Annotated in this window: 18 protein-coding genes; 12 read left to right on the top strand and 6 right to left on the bottom strand. The window is 67.8% G+C overall.

The features are described 5' to 3' along the window. From TSO5_RS14805 to TSO5_RS14795, 3 genes are all read left to right on the top strand, one after another. On the top strand, positions 1-1040 hold a 1040-nt coding region (locus TSO5_RS14805; RefSeq protein ID WP_282183514.1), incomplete at its 5' end, for an FtsK/SpoIIIE domain-containing protein. 27 nt (positions 1041-1067) lie between these two features. Continuing rightward, positions 1068-1568, top strand: coding sequence for a DinB family protein (locus TSO5_RS14800; protein ID WP_109152281.1), 501 nt, complete (start codon positions 1068-1070; stop codon positions 1566-1568). Continuing rightward, on the top strand, positions 1565-2179 hold the full coding sequence (locus TSO5_RS14795; RefSeq protein ID WP_109152280.1) for a pyridoxamine 5'-phosphate oxidase family protein: 615 nt from the start codon (positions 1565-1567) through the stop codon (positions 2177-2179). Before TSO5_RS14800 ends, TSO5_RS14795 begins: the two co-directional genes overlap by 4 nt. Before the next feature lie 10 nt (positions 2180-2189). On the opposite strand, the gene TSO5_RS14790 is transcribed toward TSO5_RS14795, so the two are convergent. Then, a complete protein-coding gene (locus TSO5_RS14790) occupies positions 2190-4310 on the bottom strand; it encodes a sensor histidine kinase (RefSeq protein WP_109152279.1) in 2121 nt (706 codons plus the stop codon). Between the two features lie 91 nt (positions 4311-4401). Beyond that, positions 4402-5145, bottom strand: a complete 744-nt coding sequence (locus TSO5_RS14785; RefSeq protein WP_109152278.1) for an MgtC/SapB family protein — start codon at positions 5143-5145, stop codon at positions 4402-4404. 271 nt (positions 5146-5416) lie between these two features. Between TSO5_RS14785 and TSO5_RS14780 the strand changes: the two genes are divergently transcribed. From TSO5_RS14780 to TSO5_RS14760, 5 genes are all read left to right on the top strand, one after another. Then, a complete protein-coding gene (locus TSO5_RS14780) occupies positions 5417-5611 on the top strand; it encodes a periplasmic nitrate reductase, NapE protein (protein WP_109075229.1) in 195 nt (64 codons plus the stop codon). A gap of 9 nt (positions 5612-5620) precedes the next feature. Further along, the gene (locus TSO5_RS14775) at positions 5621-5887 is read left to right on the top strand and encodes a chaperone NapD (protein WP_109075228.1); all 267 of its coding nucleotides are present in this window, start codon (positions 5621-5623) and stop codon (positions 5885-5887) included. A 72-nt stretch (positions 5888-5959) separates the two neighbouring features. Beyond that, positions 5960-8461, top strand: coding sequence for a nitrate reductase catalytic subunit NapA (gene napA, locus TSO5_RS14770; RefSeq protein WP_109152277.1), 2502 nt, complete (start codon positions 5960-5962; stop codon positions 8459-8461). Positions 8462-8475: 14 nt separating this feature from the next. Further along, positions 8476-8997: a nitrate reductase cytochrome c-type subunit gene (locus TSO5_RS14765; RefSeq protein ID WP_169055123.1), complete on the top strand. Its 522-nt coding sequence runs from the start codon at positions 8476-8478 to the stop codon at positions 8995-8997. Then, on the top strand, positions 8994-9611 hold the full coding sequence (locus TSO5_RS14760) for a cytochrome c3 family protein (protein ID WP_109152276.1): 618 nt from the start codon (positions 8994-8996) through the stop codon (positions 9609-9611). The genes TSO5_RS14765 and TSO5_RS14760 overlap by 4 nt, the downstream gene beginning before the upstream one ends. A 201-nt stretch (positions 9612-9812) precedes the next feature. On the opposite strand, the gene TSO5_RS14755 is transcribed toward TSO5_RS14760, so the two are convergent. Both TSO5_RS14755 and TSO5_RS14750 read right to left on the bottom strand, forming a co-directional pair. Beyond that, positions 9813-10220: a hypothetical protein gene (locus TSO5_RS14755; RefSeq protein WP_146203736.1), complete on the bottom strand. Its 408-nt coding sequence runs from the start codon at positions 10218-10220 to the stop codon at positions 9813-9815. Then, positions 10204-11046 carry a hypothetical protein gene (locus tag TSO5_RS14750; RefSeq protein ID WP_109152274.1) on the bottom strand — a complete coding sequence of 281 codons (843 nt, stop codon included), beginning with the start codon at positions 11044-11046 and terminating at the stop codon, positions 10204-10206. The genes TSO5_RS14755 and TSO5_RS14750 overlap by 17 nt, the downstream gene beginning before the upstream one ends. Positions 11047-11308: 262 nt before the next feature. Here TSO5_RS14750 and carB point away from each other — a divergent pair, with 262 nt between their 5' ends. Both carB and greA read left to right on the top strand, forming a co-directional pair. Next, on the top strand, positions 11309-14557 hold the full coding sequence (gene carB, locus TSO5_RS14745) for a carbamoyl-phosphate synthase large subunit (RefSeq protein ID WP_109152273.1): 3249 nt from the start codon (positions 11309-11311) through the stop codon (positions 14555-14557). Positions 14558-14653: 96 nt separating this feature from the next. Beyond that, a complete protein-coding gene (greA, locus tag TSO5_RS14740) occupies positions 14654-15127 on the top strand; it encodes a transcription elongation factor GreA (RefSeq protein ID WP_085090382.1) in 474 nt (157 codons plus the stop codon). A 48-nt stretch (positions 15128-15175) separates the two neighbouring features. Here greA and TSO5_RS14735 read toward each other — a convergent pair whose 3' ends face one another. Continuing rightward, entirely contained in the window at positions 15176-16105 is a 930-nt protein-coding gene (locus tag TSO5_RS14735) for a dienelactone hydrolase family protein (protein ID WP_247870766.1), read from the bottom strand. 167 nt (positions 16106-16272) lie between these two features. On the opposite strand from TSO5_RS14735, the gene chrA reads away from it, so the two are divergent. Continuing rightward, positions 16273-17574: a chromate efflux transporter gene (gene chrA, locus TSO5_RS14730; RefSeq protein ID WP_109152271.1), complete on the top strand. Its 1302-nt coding sequence runs from the start codon at positions 16273-16275 to the stop codon at positions 17572-17574. 33 nt (positions 17575-17607) lie between these two features. Here the strand turns inward: chrA and TSO5_RS14725 are convergent, their stop codons facing one another. Continuing rightward, on the bottom strand, positions 17608-18174 hold the full coding sequence (locus TSO5_RS14725; RefSeq protein WP_085090385.1) for an Lrp/AsnC family transcriptional regulator: 567 nt from the start codon (positions 18172-18174) through the stop codon (positions 17608-17610). Between the two features lie 152 nt (positions 18175-18326). Between TSO5_RS14725 and TSO5_RS14720 the strand changes: the two genes are divergently transcribed. Then, complete coding sequence (locus TSO5_RS14720) at positions 18327-19316, top strand: mitochondrial fission ELM1 family protein (protein ID WP_109152270.1); 990 nt, start codon at positions 18327-18329, stop codon at positions 19314-19316. Positions 19317-19415: the final 99 nt, after the last annotated feature.

The raw sequence follows: 19415 nt of genomic DNA, 5'->3' as shown, positions 1-19415 counted from the left end.
CGGGCAAGTCGGTGGCGATCAACACCATGATCCTGTCGCTGCTCTACCGGCTGCCGCCGGAGCGCTGCCGCTTCATCATGGTCGATCCCAAGATGCTGGAGCTGTCGGTCTATGACGGCATCCCGCACCTGCTGACCCCCGTCGTCACCGACCCCAAGAAGGCGGTGGTGGCATTGCGCTGGGCCGTGCGCGAGATGGAAAGCCGCTACGAGGCGATGTCCAAGCTCGGCGTGCGCAACATTGAGGGCTACAACGCCCGCATGACGGAGATGATCGCCAATGGCGAGAAGATGCCCCGCCGCACCCCGGCGCCGGGCGAGCCGGAGAACGTCTTCGACCTGACGCCGTCGGAACCGACGCCGCTGCCCTACATCGTCGTGATCGTCGACGAGATGGCCGACCTGATGCTGGTCGCCGGCAAGGAAATCGAGGCGGCGATCCAGCGCCTCGCCCAGATGGCGCGCGCCGCCGGCATCCACCTGATCATGGCGACTCAGCGTCCGTCGGTCGACGTCATCACCGGCACCATCAAGGCCAACTTCCCGACCCGCATCAGCTTCCAGGTCACCAGCAAGATCGACAGCCGCACCATCCTGGGCGAAGCCGGGGCGGAGCAGCTGCTGGGCCAGGGCGACATGCTGTACATGCAGGGCGGCGGCCGCATCACCCGTGTCCACGGCCCCTTCGTCTCCGATTCGGAGGTCGAGGAGATCGTCCAGTACGTCAAGGCCCAGGGCGCCCCCAACTACGTCACCGCCATCACCGAGGAGGAAGAGGAAACCGCCGCGGTGGAGGACGAGGAGGGCGGTTCGGCCGCGACCGGCGACGACCTCTACATGCAGGCCGTCAACCTCGTGGTGCGCGAGGGGAAGGTGTCGGTCAGCTTCATCCAGCGCCAGCTGCAGATCGGCTACAACCGCGCCGCCCGTCTGGTCGAGCGGATGGAGACCGAGCGTGTGGTCGGCCCCGCCAACCACCAGGGCAAGCGCGAGGTTCTACTGTCCCACGCCGGCCTGTCGGCCAAGCGCGCGGGGGTTTGATCCTCTCTCCCCCGTAAGAGGCTTCTCATGGACCCCAAGCCCCAATTCGAGACCCTCGCCCGCTACAACCGCTGGGCCAACCGCCGCCTGTACGAGGTGGCGGCCCAGCTGTCCGACGCCCAGTTTCGCGAGGATCGCGGCGCCTTCTTCGGCTCGCTCCGCGGCACGCTGAACCACATCCTGGTCGCCGACCGGGTGTGGCTGGAGCGGATCGAGGGCAGCGGGCCGAAGCCGTCGTCGCTCGACGAAATCCTTTACGACGACTTCGCCGGCCTGCGCGCCGCCCGCGAGGCGGAGGACGAGCGCATCCTGCGCGTGGTCGCCGCGACTCCGGCCGAGCGGTTCGAGTCGGTCCTCTCCTACCGCAGCATGGCCGGCACGCCCTATGAGCTGCCCTTCGCTCAGATCGTCACCCATATCTTCAATCACCAAACCCACCACCGTGGGCAGGCGCACACGCTGCTGAGCCAGTTCGGGCTGGACGCGCCGTCGATCGACTTCGTCTATTTCCTGCTGGAGTCGAAATGAGCAGCCTCATCACCGACCTCGCCGCGCTGGAGGCTCTCTATGGCGAGCCGGCCGGCCCTTCCATCGCCAAGGAGGTGCCGGCGCTGACCCCCGGCTATCGCGCGCTGATCGAGGCATCGCCCTTCTTCGTCCTCGCCACCAGCGGGCCGGGCGGGCTTGACGCCTCGCCGCGCGGCGACGGGCCGGGCTTCGTCCGGGTTGCCGACGACCGCACGCTGCTGATCCCCGACCGCCGCGGCAACAACCGCATCGACAGCCTGCGCAACATCCTGGCCGATCCGCGGGTCGGGCTGCTGTTCCTGGTGCCGGGCCTGAACGAGACGTTGCGAGTCAACGGCCGCGCCGTGATCGACGCCGATCCGGTGCTCTGCGACAGCTTCGCCGTCGACGGCAAGGCGCCGAAGTCGGTGCTGGTGGTCACCATCGAGACGGTGTTCTTCCAGTGCGCCCGCGCCCTGCTGCGTTCCCGCCTTTGGGATCCGGCAGCGCAGATGGCGCGGAGCAGCCTGCCCTCGGTGGGGGCCTTGCTGGCGGAGGCCAGTGCCGGGCGCGAAGGCGGCGACGCCTATGACCGCTCGCTGGCGGAACGGATTTCGAAGTCGCTCTACTGAGCCGCCGCCGCTATTGCGCGGCGAGCCTGTCGACGGCCGTCAGCTTTCCGCCGTCATCGGGCAGCCTGATGGTGAAGACCGAGCCCTGGTCGCGCATGCTCTCCACCGTCAAGGTTCCGCCATGGGCGGCGACGATCTTCTGCGTCATGTAGAGCCCCAGCCCCGACCCCTTGGTCCCGCGCGAGGACGAGGCGCGGAAATAGATCGAGCCGATGCGCTCCACCTCGTCGGAGCTCATGCCGCGGCCCTGGTCGGCGACGCGGATGACGATGCCGCCCCCATCATCGCCGGCGCTCACCCGGACCGGCGTGTCCGGAGGCGAGTAGCGCAGCGCATTCTGTACCAGATTGCCGATCGCCACCCCCAGGAACGGCGCGTCGGCCAGAAGCGCGCGGTCGGGTGCCTCCACCGACAACTCCAGACGCTCTTCCGCCTCCGTCCCCGTCAGTCCGGCCCGAACCTCCTCCAACAGCTGGCCCAGCACCACCGGCTCCGGCTTCAGGGCCAGCGCCCCCTGGTCCAGCGCGTCGGCGGACAGGAACAGTTCCACCAGATCCGCCATCTTGCGGGTGGTGTTGCGGATGCGCTGCAGCCGGGTCAGCGCCGACGGCGCCTCCACCGCGCCCGACAGTTCGATCATCTGCGCGGCGCTGTCGATGGAGGCCAGCGGGGTGCGGAATTCGTGCGACAGCATGGCGACGAAGCTGCGCTGCTCCTCCGCCCGCTTGTTGGCGAAGGCCGACTCCTCGCGGGCGCGCAGCCGCTCCGTCTGCAGACGGCCGATGCGCAGGGCCAGACCGGTGCCCAGCACCAGCACCGCCAGCATCGAAGCGACTTGGTAGGGATCGGCAATGAAGAAGTCGGCAGGCAGGATGCCCCGCAGGATCAGTTGCGCCATGGTCAATCCGGTCAGCGACACCAGAGTGCTGGCAAGATAGAAGCGCGGGGTCGGGTCGTCGCGGTTCAGCCAGGCCATCCGCGCGGTCAGCACCAGCGCGACCACCACCACGATCAGCGCCGACACCGTCACGATCGGGTTGGTCAGGGTATAGAGCGGAGAGACCGTCGACGGCAGCATCAGCAGGGCCAGCAGCGCCAGCCCCTGGTAACAGCGGCGCAGCCAGGGTGCGCGGGTCCGCAGATCGAGGATGTACACCCACATGATCAGCGCCGCGGCGAAGCCCAGGAAACCGCTGCTGCCCACCATCATGTTCATGAACCAGCCCGGCAGGTCCGGCAGCAGGGTGGCGGCGATGCCGTTGGCGAACAGGTAGTAACAGAAGACGGTGGCGACATAGCCGGTGTAGGCCAGCAGCGCCCCGTCGCGCAGAAGCAGGCCCAGCGCGACATAGCCCAGGACCAGAATGCCCAGCACCCCCAGGAACAGCCCCTGGAACAGCAGATCGGTTGTCTGATGGCCGATATAGGCGGCGGGCGTCCACACCCGCGCCGACAGGCGGATGGCGCTGACCGAATCGACGCGCAGATAGAGCGAGACCGGCTTTCCTTCCGGCAGGGTCAGCGGCAGGGCGTGCAGCCGGGTCTTCATCGGCCGCTGGCTGAAGGGAACGAAATCGCCCAGCCGGACCAGCCGGTAGGCGGCGGGCTCCTGCGGCCGTCCTGCTGCTGCCGTCGCCTTTGGCCCCATGGCCTTTGGAATGAACAGGTCGAGGTGGTCGATATAGGCTTCGCCCATCTCCAGCAGCCAGTCCGCCGGGGCGCCGGGTGCCCGCATCAGGTCGAAGCGGTACCAATGGATATCACGGGTCTGGCCGGCACCGCGGAAATCCTCCCGCGGCTCCATCCCGCCGTCGGCATCGGCTTTCAGAACCTCGGCGAAGTCCAGCTTGCGGTCGGGATCGACCAGCCGGGCGAAATGGCCGGCCAGAGTCGCGCTGGTGGTGGCGGGGCCAAGCAGCACTGGCTCCACGGCCGCTGCCGCCGCATGCGCCGCACCGGCGAACCACGGCAGGGCCGCCCAGAGCAGGACGAACAGCCTTGCGATCCGGCGAAGACGAACGGACATCGAAGCCGCGGGAGCCTCGTCGCGTGTGCCGCCGGCGGTCCGCCGGGCCGGCACCCAGCCCTTCCCGCTTCCGTCCTCACGGCCGTTGTTCAAGTCCGTCGTCATCGTAAGGCATCGATAAAGCTAAAGTTTTAGGAAAAGATTAAGCTGGTATGCATTTTGTCTTCCTGAATTTCCGTGCCTTTTTTAGTCCGGCTCAGATGCGCGAGGGGGACAGCCTGAACTCCACGACGGCGTCGGTCGAGGCGAGGGCGCCGACCAGCGCCATCGGATCGGGATCGCCCTTTCCCTGCAGCACCAGCTGGCATTCGAACTGGCCGCTGCCGCTGGCGAGGTGAAAGGCCCAGTCGATCACCTCGAACCCGTGCGCCTTGGCCTGCGCCCGCAACGCCTCCGGCGGCGGCGCCTTGTCGCGGGGGAAAACCAGCGTCAGATGGACCACCGACTGGTGGGGCAGCAGCCGCTCGATCGGCCGCAGCAGGCTCATCACCAGGATGGACAGCACCGCTCCGGCGATGGCCGCCGCATAGAAGCCGAGCCCGATGATGACGCCGATGGCCGAGGTCGCCCAGATCGACGCGGCGGTGGACAGGCCGCGGATCGACAGCCCTTCGCGCATGATGACCCCGGCGCCGAGGAAGCCGATGCCGGTGACGATGCCCTGGATCACCCGCGTCGGATCCCCGGCCAGCGCCACCCCCTGCGCCGCCCCCTGCGTCCCGATGCCGCCATACCACATCGACGGGTAGGCGTTGACCACCGTCAGCGCGGCTGACGCCAGGCAGACCAGCCCATAGGTCCGCATCCCAGCCGCCCGGCCGTGATAGCTGCGCTCGTACCCCAGCAGCAGCCCGACCGCCAAAGCCCCTAAAAGATGAAGGAGAATCAACCCGTTGGTCACCAGTTCGGCCGACGACCAGTAGGAGCGCAGCAAATCCATGGTCCATCCTATCGCAAACCGGAGCTTCCGGTTCATGCCCACGGCGCCAGTCTAGCGCAGCCGGGGCCGGAGCGCCCGCGCGGCGCAAGGCGCCATTCCGTCACAGGGCGTGTACGGCTCCGCTTGACCTGTATCAATTCCAGTCCACCGGAAAGTACCGATACTCAGGGCCGAAAACCGGTACCTAAGGACCAACCAAAAGGACTGGTTGCCGCGACCGGCTCCACCCGTTTCCGCCCGATCCATTCCCGCTCTGCCCGAGAGTGCCGCCATGAGGCCCATCCCCTCCCCCGTCCTGTCCCATCCGTCCGACCGGAAGGCGACCGACTCCGCGCCGGCCCCGACCCGCCGGGCCGAAGGGCTGATGTTCCTGTCGCTGGCATTCCTGGTCTGGCCGGTGATCGCCGTCGGCACCGTCTCCGCCTACGGCTTCTCGATCTGGATGTACCAGCTCCTCACCCACTGAGTCCCCGACATGCCCCGCGCCCCCGAAGTCCACATCTCCAGCCTCGTCATCCAGCACAGCCCCGACCGCACCGATGCGGTGCGCGAGGCGGCGGCCTCCGTCGCCGGGCTGGAGTGGTGCGCGGCGGAGAACGGCAAGGCGGTGGTGACCCTGGTCACCGCCAGCGCGGCCGAGGTCGTCGACCGCATCGCCGTGCTGAACGCCGTCCCCGGCGTGCACAGCACCACCATGGTCTACCACCACTATGAACCCGCGGACGCGATCGACGCCGCCTGACGGCACCGCCATCCGGGCGCGCCGCATCCGCTCTTCCGACCGAATTTCCTCCAAGACTGGAGTCTCCTTGCCATGTTCCTGTCCCGCCGCGAATACCTGAAGGCGCAAGCCGCCGCTGCCGCCGCCGCGGCGGCCGGAATCTCGCTGCCCGCATCCGCCGCCAACATCCTGACCGGTGAAGGCGCCAAGCTGAACTGGTCCAAGGCCCCCTGCCGCTTCTGCGGCACCGGCTGCAGCGTGATGGTCGGCGTCAAGGACGGCCGCGTGGTCGCCACCCACGGCGACGTGAAGGCCGAGGTGAACCGCGGCCTGAACTGCGTGAAGGGCTATTTCCTGTCGAAGATCATGTATGGCGAGGACCGGCTGAACCAGCCGCTGCTGCGCATGAAGGACGGCAAGTTCGACAAGGATGGCGAGTTCGAGCCGATCACGTGGGACGCCGCCTTCGACATCATGGCGCAGAAGTGGAAGGAGACCCTGAAGAAGAAGGGTCCGACCGCCGTCGGCATGTTCGGCTCCGGCCAGTGGACCATCTATGAGGGCTATGCCGCGTCCAAGCTGATGAAGGCCGGCCTGCGCTCCAACAACCTGGACCCGAACGCCCGCCACTGCATGGCGTCGGCGGTGGCCGGCTTCATGCGCACCTTCGGCATGGACGAGCCGATGGGCTGCTACGACGACATGGAGCAGGCCGACGCCTTCGTGCTGTGGGGCTCCAACATGGCGGAGATGCACCCCATCCTTTGGACGCGCGTCACCGACCGCCGCCTCAGCCACCCCGGCTGCAAGGTTGCCGTCCTGTCGACCTACGAGCACCGCAGCTTCGACCTCGCCGACATCGGCCTGGTCTTCACCCCCGGGTCCGATCTGGCGATCCTGAACTACATCGCCAACCACATCATCAAGACCGGCCGGGTGAACAAGGAATTCGTCGAGAAGCACTGCAACTTCAAGCGCGGCCGTGACGACATCGGCTATGGCCTGCGTCCCGACAACCCCTTGGAGAAGAAGGCGAAGAACGCCGACAAGGCCAACGACTCCGACCCGATCAGCTTCGAGGAGTTCGCCAAGTTCGTCGAACCCTACACGCTGGACAAGGCGCACGAGCTGTCGGGCGTGCCGAAGAACCGGCTGGAGGCGCTGGCCGAGCTGTACGCCGACCCGAAGGTGAAGGTCGTGTCCTTCTGGACCATGGGCTTCAACCAGCATGTCCGCGGCGTCTGGGCCAACAACCTCTGCTACAACATCCACCTGCTGACCGGCAAAATCTCGCAGCCCGGCAACGGTCCCTTCTCGCTGACCGGCCAGCCGTCGGCCTGCGGCACCGCGCGCGAGGTCGGCACCTTCTCCCACCGGCTGCCCGCCGACATGGTGGTGACCAACCCCGAGCACCGCCGCCACGCCGAGGAGATCTGGAAGCTGCCGGAGGGGACTATCCCCGACAAGGTCGGCTATCACGCCGTCCAGCAGGACCGCATGCTCAAGGACGGCAAGCTCAACGCCTACTGGGTCATGTGCAACAACAACATGCAGACGGCCCCGAACACGGCGAAGGAGACCTTCCCCGGCTACCGCAACCCGGAGAACTTCATCGTCGTCTCCGATCCCTACCCGACCGTCACGGCGCTGGCCGCCGACCTGATCCTGCCCACCGCCATGTGGGTGGAGAAGGAGGGCGGTTACGGCAACGCCGAGCGCCGCACCCAGCTGTGGCGCCAGCTGGTCGACGCGCCGGACGGCGCACGCTCCGACCTGTGGCAGATCATGCAGTTCTCCAAGCGCTTCACCGTGGAAGAGGTCTGGCCGGAAGAGCTGCTGAACAAGAAGCCGGAGCTGCGCGGCAAGACCCTCTACGACGTGCTGTTCCGCAACGGTCAGGTCGACCGTTTCCCGCTGTCCGACCTCGACTCGAACTACAACAACTTTGAGGCCAAGGAAGCCGGCTTCTACGTCCAGAAGGGCCTGTTCGAGGAATATGCCGCCTTTGGCCGCGGCCATGGCCACGATCTGGCTCCCTTCGACCAGTACCACCAGGAACGCGGCCTGCGCTGGCCGGTGGTGGACGGCAAGGAGACCAAGTGGCGCTATCGTGAGGGCTCCGACCCGTATGTGAAGGCGGGCGAGGGCATGCGCTTCTACGGCAACAAGGACGGCAAGGCCAACGTCTTCGCCCTGCCCTACGAGCCGCCGGCCGAGGCGCCCGATGCCGACTATCCGTTCTGGCTCAGCACCGGCCGCGTGATCGAGCACTGGCACAGCGGATCGATGACCATGCGGGTTCCCGAACTGCGCAAGGCCTTCCCGAATGCCGTGGTCTTCATGCACCCCGACGACGCCAAGGAGCTGAACGTCCGGCGCGGCCAGGAGGTGCGCGTCACCTCCCGCCGTGGCGAGGTGCGGGTGCGGGTCGAGACGCGCGGACGCAACAAGCCGCCGCGCGGCCTGGTCTTCGTTCCCTTCTTCGACCAGACGGTCCTCATCAACAAGGTGACGCTCGACGCCACCGATCCCATCAGCAAGCAGACCGACTACAAGAAATGCGCGGTCAAGATCACGCCCGTCGTGAACGCCTGAGGAGTGCCGGCATCATGAAGACCCGTTTCCTGATTGCCGCGCTGGCCCTGCTGGCCGGCATCCCGGCCCTGACCATCGGCGTCGCCACCAGCGGCGTGGCCGCCGACAAGCCCGCGGTTTCCAGCGGCACCGGCACCGTGGGGGGGATCAAGGTCCCCTCCACCAACCACCCGATCACGCTGGACGTGCCGGCCGAGGCGACCCACCGCGAGATCACCGACGACCAGAAGCGCGTGCGCAACTACGCCGACCAGCCGCCGCTGATCCCGCACGCCATCCGCGACTATCAGATCGACCTGAACATCAACAAGTGCCTGACCTGTCACGACCGCCGCAACACGGCGGGCTCGCAGGCGCCGATGCTGTCGGTCACGCATTTCCAGGACCGTGACGGCCAGACGCTGGGCACGGTGGCGGCTCGCCGCTACTTCTGCACCCAGTGCCATGTGCCGCAGACCGACGCCCAGCCGATCGTCCCCAACAGCTTCCAAGACTTCGACTCGGTCCTGGGCCATGCCCAAGGCGGCCAGAAATGAAAATCCGCGACGCAGTGCTGTGCCTGTGGCGGCTGTTCGCCCGTCCCAGCGTCCATTTCAGCCTGGGCTTTCTGACGTTGGGCGGCTTCATCGCCGGCGTCGTCTTCTGGGGCGGCTTCAATACCGCCCTGGAGGCCACCAATAAGGAAGCCTTCTGCATCAGCTGCCACGAGATGCGTGACAATCCCTATGAGGAGCTGAAGCAGACCATCCACTTCACCAACCGCTCGGGCGTGCGCGCCAGCTGCCCGGACTGCCACGTCCCACACCAGTGGACCGACAAGATCGCCCGCAAGATGCAGGCGTCGAAGGAGGTCTGGGGCAAGATTTTCGGCACCATCGACACGCGCGAGAAGTTCCTGGACAAGCGCCGCGAACTGGCTGAGCACGAATGGGCGCGGTTGAAGGCGAACAACTCGCTGGAGTGCCGCAACTGCCACAGCGCCGATTCGATGGACATCACCAAGCAGAACCCGCGCGCCGCGAAGATGCACGAGACCTACCTGTTCACCGGCGAGAACACCTGCATCGACTGCCACAAGGGCATCGCCCACCGCCTGCCCGACATGCATGGCGTCGAGCCGGGCTGGAGCATGAAGACCAGCCAGAAGTAAAGCTTAGGTTGCTGCAACAGCCCCGTCTCCGGAAGGAGCGGGGCTGTTTGCGTTTCACGGGAAACGTGTCGGCTGGCGAATGCCCCCTCCCCAACCCTCCCCCGCCAGAGGCGGGAGAGGGAGTCAGTCGCAGAGAAGCGGAGTTCCCTCTCCCACGGAACGTGGGGGGAGGGTTAGGGAGGGGGCATTCGAAGCCAGCACCTACCCCAGCATCGCCACCACCGACAGCGCCAGCAGCGTCACCAGCACCGCCTCGCCCAAACCCACCAGCCCGCGCAGTCCCAGCGCGATGGCCCAGGTGGTCAGGTCGCGGCGGTGGCGGACCTCCTTCAGCAGGCGTTCCTGGATGCCGGCGACGGTGCGGCGGGCCGACAGGCTGGCGATGCCGCCAACCAGCGCCACCATCCCGGTGCCGAACACGAAGTACAAGGCTCCCTTCCAGCCGGCAAAATGGTCGGGGTCGTTCAGGTAATGCCCGGCACCGACGATGATCCACACCGCCGCCGGCCAGACACCGACGATCTCCGGCCCTGGTCCTTCTCCCTTCCGCCCCTCTTTCGCCCCATCCTTCTCCTCGCCCATCGCCGCCCCCTCAGCCACCCGGCACATGGCGGTAGGCCAGCACGCGCGTCGCCGGTCCGCCTTCGACATCGGCCAGCGGCAGCAGCAGTTCGACGAACTTCGCCCCCGGCAGCATCGGGTCGTCACGCACCAGCAGGCAGCGCGGTTCGCCGCTTTCCAGGCAGGCGCGCAGGTCGGACAGCCAGCGCTGCGCCGCCTGTTCCGGATGGCAGTCGCTCACCCGCCGCGTCGTCGGCCGTTCGGCCAGCCGGCGTTGCAGGGCGCGGCCGCAGGATTTGTAGACGAAGTCGCTGCCGTCGGCGGTCGGCTCCATCAGGGCGATGCGCGGCACGCTCTCCCGCACCTGGGCGGTGTCGATCTCGGTCGCCAGCGGCATGCGGCGCTTGCGCTTCAGCCTCACCCAGTGGGTGTAGAGGATGCGGACCTGCGGCGTCTGCTCCACATCGATGACGTCGGCCCGGCAGGGCGGCGGCGGTGCGTCGATCACCGGGGTGACGACCGGGGCCGCGGCGAAGGCGGCGGCGGGCGGCACCAACTGGGAAGACGCCTGCGAAACGGGTTGGGGCACCGGCCGCGAGGCCGCGGCGGTGACCAGCGTGTGCGCCTGTCCCGCCGGCGTGTGGCCGATCCGCCCGCCATGCTTCTTCAGCATCGGCAGCGGCGCCCAGGCGGTGCAGGTGTGATAGCCCTTGGTGATGCGGCGGTAGTCCTGGCTGCTGGCGGTGCGGCATTCGCCCTCCACCCCGTGGCGGGCCACGTACACCAGCGTGTTGTCCTCCGACAGCGCGCGCTCCCCACCCCACGAGACGCAGGCGGCGCAGGCGCGGCTGTCCTTGGCGAATGCGTGGCTCATCGGGGCGTATCTCCAAAGGGTATGCGAAACGGGAGAATGGGAATTGATGCGTCCCTTTCCCCATCGGTTCAAGGGCCGCATGGGCCGGAACTGTCCTGCCCGAGATTCAGTCATGCGAGGGTGGCATCCATGCCACCCCTTCCCCCCCGGCCCGGAACCCCCTATAAGGGGGCCTTGCACGACATGCCCATCCCCGCTCTCCGTCTCCGGTCCTCCGGCGCCGGGGGGTTTTCGGCTGACCACACTTCAGAGAAGCGGACCCATGCCCAAACGCACCGACATCAAATCCATCTGCATCATCGGCGCGGGTCCGATCGTCATCGGACAGGCTTGCGAGTTCGACTATTCCGGCGTTCAGGCGTGCAAGGCGCTGCGCGAGGAAGGCTACCGGGTCATCCTCGTCAACTCCAACCCGGCCACCATCATGACCGACCCCGGTCTGGCCGACGCCACCTACATCGAGCCGATCACCCCGGCCGTCGTCGCCAAGATCCTGGAGAAGGAGCGTCCCGACGCCCTGCTGCCGACCATGGGCGGCCAGACCGCGCTGAACACGGCGATGGCGCTGTCCGACGACGGCACGCTGGAGCGGCTCGGCGTGGAGATGATCGGCGCCAAGCGCGACGTCATCGCCAAGGCCGAGGACCGCATCCTGTTCCGCGACGCCATGGACAAGCTCGGCCTGGAATCCCCCAAGTCGCGCATGGTCCGCACGCTGGACGAGGGCATGGAGGCGCTGGAACTGGTGGGCCTGCCCGCCATCATCCGTCCCAGCTTCACGCTGGCCGGCACCGGCGGCGGCATCGCCTACAACCGGGCGGAGTTCGAGGACATCGTGCGCGGCGGCCTGCGCGCCAGCCCGGTCGGCGAGGTGCTGATCGAGGAGTCGGTGCTGGGCTGGAAGGAGTATGAGATGGAGGTCGTGCGCGACGGCGCCGACAACTGCATCATCGTCTGCTCCATCGAGAACATCGATCCGATGGGCGTCCACACCGGCGACTCGATCACGGTCGCCCCGGCGCTGACGCTGACGGACAAGGAATACCAGATCATGCGCAACGCCTCGATCGCGGTGCTGCGCGAGATCGGGGTGGACACCGGCGGCTCGAACGTCCAGTTCGCGGTCAACCCGGCCAACGGCCGCCTTATCGTGATCGAGATGAACCCGCGCGTGTCGCGCTCCTCGGCGCTGGCGTCGAAGGCCACCGGCTTCCCGATCGCCAAGATCGCCGCCAAGCTGGCCGTCGGCTACCGCCTGGACGAGCTGACCAACGACATCACCGGCACCACGCCCGCGAGCTTCGAGCCGACGATCGACTACGTCGTCACCAAGATGCCGCGCTTCACCTTCGAGAAGTTCAAGGGGTCGGAGCCGCTGCTGACCACCTCGATGAAGTCGGTGGGCGAGGCGATGTCGATCGGCCGCACCTTCCAGGAGTCGGTGCAGAAGGCGCTGCGCTCGATGGAGACCGGCCTGACCGGCTTCAACGAGCTGAAGATCGGCGGGGAGGAGAACCCGGACCGCACCGCCATCCGCGGCGCGCTGGCCACCCCGACGCCCGACCGCCTGCTGGTCATCGCCCAGGCCTTCCGCCACGGCTTCTCGGTGGACGAGGTGCAGGCCGTCTCCAAGTACGACCCGTGGTTCCTTGAACAGATCAAGGAGATCACCGACCGTGAGGCGGCGATCCGCGACGGCGGCCTGCCGACCGACAAGGCCGGCTGGCTGAAGCTGAAGCAGATGGGCTTCTCCGACGCCCGCCTGGCCGAACTGGCCAAGACCAGCGAGGCGGCGGTCGCCGCGGCGCGGCGCATGGCCGGCGTCACCCCGGTCTACAAGCGCATCGACACCTGCGCCGCCGAATTCGCGTCCGCCACCCCCTACATGTACTCGACCTACGAGACCGATGGGACCGGCGAGGCGGAGTGCGAGTCCGAGCCGACCGAAGCGAAGAAGGTCGTCATCCTCGGCGGCGGTCCGAACCGCATCGGCCAGGGCATCGAGTTCGACTATTGCTGCGTCCATGCCGTCTACGCCCTGCAGGAGGCCGGCATCGAGACCATCATGGTCAACTGCAACCCGGAGACCGTCTCCACCGACTACGACACCGCCGACCGCCTGTATTTCGAGCCGCTGACGGCCGAGGACGTGGTGGAGCTGGTGCGGGTCGAGCAGCGCAAGGGCAACGTCCTGGGCTGCATCGTGCAGTTCGGCGGCCAGACCCCGCTGAAGCTCGCCGCCGCGCTGGAGGCCGCCGGCATCCCGATCCTGGGCACCTCGCCCGACGCCATCGATCTGGCCGAGGACCGCGAGCGCTTCCAGAAGCTGCTGCATGAGCTGAACCTGAAGCAGCCGGCCAACGGCCTCGCCCGCTCGCTGGAAGAGGCCGAGGCGGTCGCCACCCGCATCGGCTTCCCGGTCGTCATCCGTCCGTCCTACGTGCTGGGCGGCCGGGCGATGGAGATCGTCCACGACATGGCCGGTCTCCAGCGCTACATGGGCACCGCCGTGCAGGTGTCGGGCAAGAACCCGGTGCTGATCGACAGCTACCTGCAGGACGCCATCGAGGTCGACGTCGACGTCGTCTGCGACGGCACCGACGTCTATGTCGCCGGCGTGATGGAGCACATCGAGGAGGCCGGCATCCATTCCGGCGACAGCGCCTGCGCCCTGCCGCCCTACACGCTGCCGGCCGACATCATCGCCGAGATCAACCGCCAGTCGGACGCGCTCGCCCATGCGCTGAAGGTGGTCGGTCTGATGAACGTGCAGTTCGCGGTCAAGGACGGCACCGTCTACATCCTGGAGGTCAACCCGCGCGCCAGCCGCACGGTGCCCTTCGTCGCCAAGGCCACCGGCACCGCCATCGCCAAGATCGCGGCCCGCGTCATGGCGGGGGAGAAGCTGTCCTCCTTCACCCTGAACGGCCCGACCCCGCCGCACACCGCGGTCAAGGAAGCGGTCTTCCCCTTCGCCCGCTTCCCCGGCGTCGACATCGTGCTGGGTCCGGAGATGAAGTCGACGGGCGAGGTCATGGGCCTCGACCACAACTTCGCGCTGGCCTTCGCCAAGGCGCAGCTCGGCGCCGGCGTCACCCTGCCGGTCAAGGGCAGCGTCTTCGTCTCGGTCAAGGACCACGACAAGCCGGCGCTGGCGGTGATCTCCAAGAAGCTGCACGAGATGGGCTTCCGCATCCTCGCCACCTCCGGCACCGCCAAGGTGCTGAGCGATGCCGGCGTGCCGGCGGAGACCATCAACAAGGTGGTGGAAGGCCAGCCGCACATCGTCGACGCCATGATCAACGGCGACGTGCATCTTGTCATCAACACCACGGAAGGCGCCCAGGCGCTGGCCGACAGCTTCAGCCTGCGTCGCACCGCGCTGACCTACAACATTCCGTATTACACCACCGTAGCGGGAGCACGCGCGGCAGTGGAAGCGATTGCCGCACTCCGGAACGGCAGCCTTGAAGTCGCCCCGTTGCAGTCGTACCTTAGCGGATCGTATTAAGGACGGACGACGGCGCGGCGGACCTCCTCCGCGCCGTCTTCGTCCTTGATGTCGCTTTGGACAGGTCGAACGACTGCAAGCGGTGATGGACCGAACATGGAAAAAGTTCCGATGACAGCGGCGGGCTTCAACCGCCTCCAGGAGGAATTGAAGCACCTTAAGATCACCGAACGCCCGGCGGTCATCAAAGCCATCGCGGAAGCCCGCGAACATGGCGACCTTTCGGAAAACGCCGAGTATCACGCGGCGCGCGAACGTCAGAGCTTCATTGAAGGCCGCGTGCTGGAGCTTGAGGACAAGATCAGCCGGGCGGAGGTCATCGACCCGGCCAAGCTGACCGGCAACACCGTGAAGTTCGGTGCGACCGTGACCCTGGCCGACCAGGACACGGACGAGGAGACGACCTATCAGATCGTCGGCCAGGACGAGAGCGACATCAAGAACCGCCTTCTGTCGATCCAGGCGCCGCTGGCCCGCGCCCTGATCAACAAGGCCGTCGGCGACAGCGTGGAGGTCTCCACCCCCGGCGGCTCCAAGCTGTACGAGATCGTTTCGGTCGAGTTCCGTTGATGATGGTTTCCCCTCTCCCCGCGAGGGAGAGGGGACATCAGGCGTACATCACTCCCCAAGCTTCTCTTTGAAAAACTCCATCACCCGCTGGATCGCATCCGAGCGGGCGTCTTCGTTGGTGCCGACATGGGCGGTGCCGCCGGGGACGGTGGCAAGATCCTGGCGCTTGCGCACCGGGGCGTCCGGCGCATCGAAGCCGTGATAGGCGTCGGGGTAGACCACCAGATCGACCTTGTCCTTGACCCCGTCGCGGCCGGCCAGATCAATGCAGGCCTGCGGCGGCGTCCAATCGTCTTTGCCGCCGGCCAGCAGCAGAAGCGGACCGTCGGGCTGCCAGTCCTCGTTGCTCAACGGCGCCTTGCAGCCGGGGTAGAAGGCCACGGCGGCACGGAAGCCGCCCGCCTCCGTCCCGGCCGGTCGATCCTCGCCGGCGCCATAGGCGGCCAGCACGGTGCTGGCGCCCTGCGACCAGCCGATCAGGCCGATGCGCTCATGATCGACGTCCGGCCGCTTGCGCAGGAAGGCCAGCGCCCCCCAGGCGTCGCGCTTGCGCTCCATTGTGGCGCGGACGGTGCGGTCCTTCAGCGCGGTGGTGCAGACCTCCTCCACATCGCGCGGGCCGAAGCTGTCGACCATCAGCACCTCGAAGCCCTGTCGCTGCAGGTGGGTGGCCCACCAGACATGACGCGGCGACACCCGGCCGTTGCGGGCATAGAGACCGCCGCAGCCATGCAGCATGACCACCGCCGGATGCGGGCCGTTGCCCGCCGGGCGCAGCAGCCGGCCGCTCAGCATCGTCGGCGCCCCGCCGGTCAGATCCCCGTCGGCGGAGGGAAAGCGCACGATCTCCTCGGCATGCACGCCGACGGCGGCCTGCGCCGGCCTCGCCAGCGCCAATTGCCCGAGAATCATCACCCCGACACCGGCACACAGCGCCGCGCCCAACACAGCCGCGCGACCGCGGGCGGAAGCCTTCATTCTGCAACGTCCCCGACGTCCGGCGCCGGCCACGACGGCGGCGCTCGCGGTTGCAATATTAATCCTCTGCGATGCGGAAGACCATGGGCGGCCCGCAATTGTCTCCATCGCCGGGATTAGGTGTCGGCGGCTGCCTTGCGGCGACGTTTGCGCTAGGGTGCGGGGCCATGACCGAATCCGAATCCCGCTCCCCCACCCCGCCCTTCGGCGCCTTCTGCCTCTATTGGCTGCGGCTTGGGCTGACCAGCTTCGGCGGGCCGGCCGGGCAGATCGCAATGATGCAGAGCGAGCTGGTCGACCGCGGCCGCTGGATCGACCAGACCCGCTTTCTGCACGCGCTGAACTTCTGCATGCTGCTGCCGGGCCCGGAGGCCCAGCAGCTCGCCACCTACATCGGCTGGCGGATGTATGGCGTGCGCGGCGGATTGGTGGCGGGCGGGCTGTTCGTGCTGCCGGGAGCGCTGGTCTTGCTCGCCCTGTCCTGGATCGCCGCCGCCCATGGCGACGCCGGACCGGTCGCTGCGCTGTTCGACGGCATCAAACCGGCGGTGGTGGCGATCATCGCCGCCGCGGTCTGGCGGATGGGCCGCCGCACGCTGAAGGGGCCGGCAGCCGTCGCCATGGCCGGCGCCGCCTTCCTGGCGCTGTTCGCGCTGCACCTGCCCTTCCCGCTGGTGATCGGCACCGCAGCCATGATCGGCGGCGTGGCCGCGCATGCCGGCCGCCACTGGTTCGCCCACCCGCATCCGCTGACCGATAGCGATGCCGACCCGGCGGAGGCGGCGCCGGGCCGCGGCCGGCTGGCGGCCCTTGCGGGCCTGTTCGTCCTGCTGTGGCTGGTTCCGGTCGGGGCAATCCTGCTGGCCTTCGGGAGCGACCCCTGGCGCGGCGTCGCGGCGCTGTTCACCAAGGCTGCCCTCGTCACCTTCGGCGGCGCCTATGCCGTGCTGCCCTACATCGCCGGGCAGGCGGTAGATGCCTATGGCTGGCTGAGCCCGCGCGAGATGGTCGACGGCTTGGCATTGGCCGAGACGACTCCGGGACCGCTGATCCTGGTGACGCAATATGTCGGCTTCTTCGCCGGCTGGAACCGGCCGGGCGCGCTGTCGCCGGCGCTGGCGGGAGCGCTGGGGGCGGCGCTGACGACCTACGTCACCTTCCTGCCCTGCTTCCTGTTCATCTTCGCCGGCGCGCCCTATGTGGAGCGGCTGATCCACAACCGTCTGGCCACGGGGGCGCTGGCCGCCATCGCCGCGGCGGTGGTGGGGGTGATCCTGAACCTGGGCGTCTATCTGGGGGTGGCTGTGCTGCTGCCGGACGGCCGGACGGCCGGGCACATGATCTGGACCTGGGCGATCATGCTGGCCGCGCTCTATGCGCTGACCCGCCGCAACATGGCGATCCACTGGGTGGTGCTGGGGGGAGCCGCGGCGGGCCTGCTCCAGGCGCTCGCCGCATCTTCCCTATAGCATCTTCCTTGTAAGGCGAGCCCCTGACCCCGCTCAGCGCCGGGTGGCGCGGGCGGGCGTCTCGGCCTCGTCCTCGACGAAATCCTCGTCCTCGTCGTCCTCGGTCCCTTCCGGGATGTCGGGCGAATCGACGTCGATGGGAACGCCGGGGGTATGCTTGCTGGTGCGGATCGACAGCGCCGACTTCACATGGGCGACGTTGGGGGCCGCCGTCAGCTTGGTCGTCAGGAAGCGCTGGTAGTCGTCCCAGTCCTCCGCCACGATCTTCAGGATGAAATCATATTCGCCGGCCAGCATGTTGCACTCACGCACCAGCGGCCAGCTGTTGACGAGCTCCTCGAATTTCTTTAGGTCCGCTTCGGCCTGGCTGCTGAGGCCGACCTGGGCGAACACCGTGACGCCGAACCCGAGTGCATCGGGGTTGACGTCGGCGTGGTAGCCACGGATGAATCCCGCCTCCTCCAGCGCGCGGACGCGGCGCAGGCAGGGCGGAGCGGAGATGCCGGCACGTCGGGCAAGCTCCACATTGGTCATCCGGCCGTCGTTCTGCAGATCGCGCAGAATCCGACGGTCAATTCGGTCGAGTTTGACCCGCCGCATGGTTTACTCGGTCGCTCCGGGGGTGATTTGGAGAAAGGATATTACACGGGCATGGTGTCTACGCCAAGACGGAAACCCCCGCAAGGGCGAGCAACCCGGATAACGGTCTTTTCGCCGCAATCCCCTTCGCAGCCACAACGATCCGAGTTCTCATGCAACCTTTGACCTGCTGGCCCCTTACCTGCTGGGTCGTGTCGGACGGCAAGGCCGGCATGGAAAACCAGTGCATCGGCTTGGCGGAGTCGCTTGGCCTGACGCCGGTCGTCAAGCGCGTGCACCTGCGCACGCCCTGGCGCCAGCTGACCCCCTACCTGCGCGTCGGCAACCGGTTCGCCGCCGGTCCCAAGGGCGATCCGGTGGAGCCGCCCTGGCCCGACATCCTGATCGGCACCGGGCGGCAGTCCATCGCCGTCTCGCTGGCGGTGCGCCGCCAGTCGGGCGGCCGGACCTTCACCGTCCAGATCCAGGATCCGGTGATGAACCCGCGGCATTTCGACCTCGTCGTCGTGCCGCGCCACGACAAGCTGCGCGGCGACAATGTGCTGGTGACCCGCGGCGCCCTGCACCGGGTGACTCCCGCCATCCTGGCCGACGCGGCAGAGCGATTCGCCCCAAAGCTGGCCCACCTGCCGCACCCGCGCATCGCCGTGCTGATCGGCGGCGACAACGGCGTCTACCGCCTGACGCCCACCATCATGGGCGACGTGGCCGAGAGGCTGGCCAACCTGACGCGCACCCACGGCGCCGGGCTGATGGTCACCCCGTCGCGCCGCACCGGCGCCGACAACGAGGCGATCCTGCGCGCCCGCCTGTCCGGCCTGCCGGCGGAGGTGTGGGACGGCACCGGCGAGAATCCTTACTTCGCCTATCTCGGTTTGGCGGATGCGGTGGTGGTGACCTGCGACAGCGTGTCGATGACGTCGGAGGCCTGCTCCACCGGCAAGCCGGTCTATGTGATCGAGCTGGAGGGCGGATCGCCCAAGTTCCGCGCCTTCCATGACGGGCTGTATCAGGACGGCATCACGCGGCCCTTCGACGGGTCGCTGGACCAGTGGAGCTATCCGCCGCTGAACGAGACGGAGGTGGTGGCCGACGAGGTGCGCCGCCGCCTGTCCGCCCACCGCAAGCGATTCGGTCTGTAACGACAAGCCGGCGGGGTGCGGCGCGACCAATGCGCGCACCCCGCTGGTAAGACCGGTTTGGGGGCAGAGTTCCGCCGTGGGCCATGTCATAAGCGCTGG

The sequence above is a fragment of the Azospirillum sp. TSO5 genome (assembly GCF_003116065.1).
Taxonomy (GTDB): domain Bacteria; phylum Pseudomonadota; class Alphaproteobacteria; order Azospirillales; family Azospirillaceae; genus Azospirillum.
Note: the sequence above shows the minus strand (reverse complement) of the source record. Positions and strands in the feature narration are given on the sequence as shown.

Coding starts and splice junctions, on each gene's coding strand:
- TSO5_RS14765 (WP_169055123.1), top strand. CDS start 8,476: ATGAAGACCCGTTTCCTGATTGCCGCGCTGGCCCTGCTGGCCGGCATC.
- TSO5_RS14795 (WP_109152280.1), top strand. CDS start 1,565: ATGAGCAGCCTCATCACCGACCTCGCCGCGCTGGAGGCTCTCTATGGC.
- greA (WP_085090382.1), top strand. CDS start 14,654: ATGGAAAAAGTTCCGATGACAGCGGCGGGCTTCAACCGCCTCCAGGAG.
- TSO5_RS14750 (WP_109152274.1), bottom strand. CDS start 11,046: ATGAGCCACGCATTCGCCAAGGACAGCCGCGCCTGCGCCGCCTGCGTC.
- TSO5_RS14760 (WP_109152276.1), top strand. CDS start 8,994: ATGAAAATCCGCGACGCAGTGCTGTGCCTGTGGCGGCTGTTCGCCCGT.
- TSO5_RS14785 (WP_109152278.1), bottom strand. CDS start 5,145: ATGGATTTGCTGCGCTCCTACTGGTCGTCGGCCGAACTGGTGACCAAC.
- TSO5_RS14735 (WP_247870766.1), bottom strand. CDS start 16,105: ATGAAGGCTTCCGCCCGCGGTCGCGCGGCTGTGTTGGGCGCGGCGCTG.
- TSO5_RS14800 (WP_109152281.1), top strand. CDS start 1,068: ATGGACCCCAAGCCCCAATTCGAGACCCTCGCCCGCTACAACCGCTGG.
- carB (WP_109152273.1), top strand. CDS start 11,309: ATGCCCAAACGCACCGACATCAAATCCATCTGCATCATCGGCGCGGGT.
- TSO5_RS14720 (WP_109152270.1), top strand. CDS start 18,327: ATGCAACCTTTGACCTGCTGGCCCCTTACCTGCTGGGTCGTGTCGGAC.
- TSO5_RS14755 (WP_146203736.1), bottom strand. CDS start 10,220: ATGTGCCGGGTGGCTGAGGGGGCGGCGATGGGCGAGGAGAAGGATGGG.
- TSO5_RS14775 (WP_109075228.1), top strand. CDS start 5,621: ATGCCCCGCGCCCCCGAAGTCCACATCTCCAGCCTCGTCATCCAGCAC.
- TSO5_RS14725 (WP_085090385.1), bottom strand. CDS start 18,174: ATGCGGCGGGTCAAACTCGACCGAATTGACCGTCGGATTCTGCGCGAT.
- napA (WP_109152277.1), top strand. CDS start 5,960: ATGTTCCTGTCCCGCCGCGAATACCTGAAGGCGCAAGCCGCCGCTGCC.
- chrA (WP_109152271.1), top strand. CDS start 16,273: ATGACCGAATCCGAATCCCGCTCCCCCACCCCGCCCTTCGGCGCCTTC.
- TSO5_RS14790 (WP_109152279.1), bottom strand. CDS start 4,310: ATGACGACGGACTTGAACAACGGCCGTGAGGACGGAAGCGGGAAGGGC.
- TSO5_RS14780 (WP_109075229.1), top strand. CDS start 5,417: ATGAGGCCCATCCCCTCCCCCGTCCTGTCCCATCCGTCCGACCGGAAG.